Here is a 2,514-nt window from a genome sequence, read left to right on the forward strand (position 1 = left end):
CCGCCGATGTCGCTCTCCCCAAGCCACTCGGACATCGCACTGGTGATTATTTATTAGCCTGTACTGTCACTGATCACGACGGTACTCGGACCATAACGCCCCCGATCGGATTCAAGCCCATTGCAACTGGCTCAAATGCGGCAGATCGCTTGACTTGCTTCACCAAAGTGACCGGTGAGTATGAGCCATCGACTTACACTTTCATCCTCAGCGGGAACGGCTCGAGTAGCGCCGCGGGGCTTATGCTTGATTACCGCAATGTTAGCGGAGTTGATCCTACCAAGTTTGGCGAGACGAGCAGCACCCTGCACTCGGCGACGGCACATTTCACCTCTGACGATGTCGGCAAAAAAATTTGCGTTGCAAACATACAAGCGGCTTTACCGTTCAACAAGCAAAAATGCGGAAAGATCATCACCGTCGAAACCGAGAGTTCGATTGCCGTGGATTTTGCGACTGAACTAACCGGTGGCAATCTGCAATTTGCCTACGGAACAGATGACAGCGCCGCTTTTACAACGATGCTTTCGAGCGCGCCTTGTAGCACTAAAGGTTGCAGGATCGAACTTGGGGCAAAGCATTACATACTGACCGAAGAATTGATCCTACCGGCCAATATCCCGATCAGTCTTGTTGGAGTCGGACCAAGTGCTGCGAATACCCCGAACACGTTCATCAACGGAAATGTTCTCGTCAACGCGAACAACGGTTCGCAGCTTCATTATCTTACACAGGCACTGACTGGTCCTGCAGTTTCAATCACTGGATCCCTCCATGTAACGAGCACGGCCGCAGCTGATAGGCTGAGTAACTTCTCCATTGTTGGCGGCGTCGGCACTGCGCTTGACGGGGGTGGCCAGGATGGAATCGATGTTTTGAATTGGCAAAACGCGGTTGTTGACAACGTTTTTGTTTTCAACTTCGTCCGATACGGCGGCTACGTGGATGCTTTGTCAGCGAAAGACTATCGAGACTACAGCGAAAACGTGCTGTTCAAACATTTCTATGCGGCATACAACGGTGGTGGCGGTCTTAAAGTCGGTAGCGCCCGCGCGGTCTACAACATCGAAAACACTCAGTGCGTCTATTGCATCATCGAGGGAAATGGCGGACCTGGCGTCATCTTGGCCGGCGATAACATTCAAGGTCTCCGGTTGTCGGATTCGACGGTTCAATGGAACAATGTGATGGCGCCTGGCGCGGAGGTTTTCACGACCGGGACCGTTGTTGGTGGTGTGATTTCATCAAACTATTTCGAAGCCGATGGCAACATCGGATCACAAAGCAATAAGATCTTCAACAATGTGGCCGGCATGCTCGGTCTGCATGTGACAGGCGACAATTACTACACTCCGCAGAGCGCATTTTCACCGCTCACGTTCTCTGCAAATGGCGTCGCCTTGCCCGCATGTAATTTGAATAGTTCCATTACAGCCCACGCGACAGCAACGGTTTCGGATGCTGAGTCTTGTAGTCTTGGGACGAACTACGTCGGCGGCGGGTCGACAATCTGCAACGTCACTTGCGCTTCGGGCAACGTGTGGGTTGCGACAGGAACTGCCAGATATTAGCGACTTTAAAGACCCTGGACCAAGTTCGCGAACTGACGAAGTGTCATGACGTTTTGTCTGCGGTGTTGGTGACTTACCCCTGTTGCGCTGTCACGTGAAGCACAGCACCTAACTGACCGTTTGATGGCGGCATTGTCACATCCTTTGCACAGCGCTTAGTTGCTTTTATCATTGGAAGGATTGAACGGCGCCCACTTGGAAGCCTTCGAATCCTAGGTGAAAGCGTTCTCTTGTTTAACGGCCTCGACCGATGAAGCACGAAGCCAAGCGCGCGGTAGTCATTGAACGCTTTCACGTCCGTAACCGCCGACTATTCTTCGTGTCCAAATAACTCCGCAATTGTTGGCGGCGGCATGTACACGACGAGAATTAATGCGGCGAGTACATTCAATATTGGAACGAAGCCCAGGACCGGAACAAGCATCGCCCGTGTAGTATTCGAGCTGAATCGTTGCAGTACGAACATAACGCTCGCAACACAAAAGAACGTCTTGACCGACACCCAATACCAGTGTCCGATGAAAGAAAGCACCACCAATATCTGTCTCCAATAGTTGAATTACGCGGCTCATTACATTCTACTCTCGCCGAGATTGCACTAGCTCGAAAAGATTAAGTAGCAGTAGTGTGTGCGGACGCACACAGACATTGATCAGGTTAAGCGGACGAGCAACAAATTGATGCAACGCGTGACGAACTTTTCAGGGGTTTGCCGGCAGCAGTAGTTGCCGCAGATCCATTGAACTGATGCGGCGAGACCGGAGCCGGTAGTTGGCGTTCGGAGCCAGGAGTTGCTGTATTTCACTGTCAGCATGGCGCTCAGGCGTCGGTTTTCTAATTCAAGCGCTTCGGCTCGAAGTTGTTTTGAATGGCGTGTACAACGACATGTGCTGCTCGAAACCCGCCCGTTCCCAGCCGGTTCAATCTGAATGATGCTAAGTGA

At 51.8% G+C, this 2,514-nt stretch carries 2 protein-coding genes; one reads left to right on the forward strand and one right to left on the reverse strand.

Annotation, left to right across the window (positions count from 1 at the left end; all coding sequences use genetic code 11):
* Window positions 1–1,571, forward strand: a 1,571-nt coding sequence (locus ACFFAR_RS08895; RefSeq protein ID WP_375507771.1) for a hypothetical protein, incomplete at its 5' end; no start/stop codon positions are given.
* A 652-nt stretch (window positions 1,572–2,223) separates the two neighbouring features.
* Here the strand turns inward: ACFFAR_RS08895 and ACFFAR_RS08900 are convergent.
* Window positions 2,224–2,514 (reverse strand): hypothetical protein (locus ACFFAR_RS08900; protein ID WP_375507772.1); only part of this gene is annotated, 291 nt, incomplete at its 5' end.

This window comes from uncultured Caballeronia sp., from assembly GCF_964243625.1.
Taxonomy (GTDB): domain Bacteria; phylum Pseudomonadota; class Gammaproteobacteria; order Burkholderiales; family Burkholderiaceae; genus Caballeronia.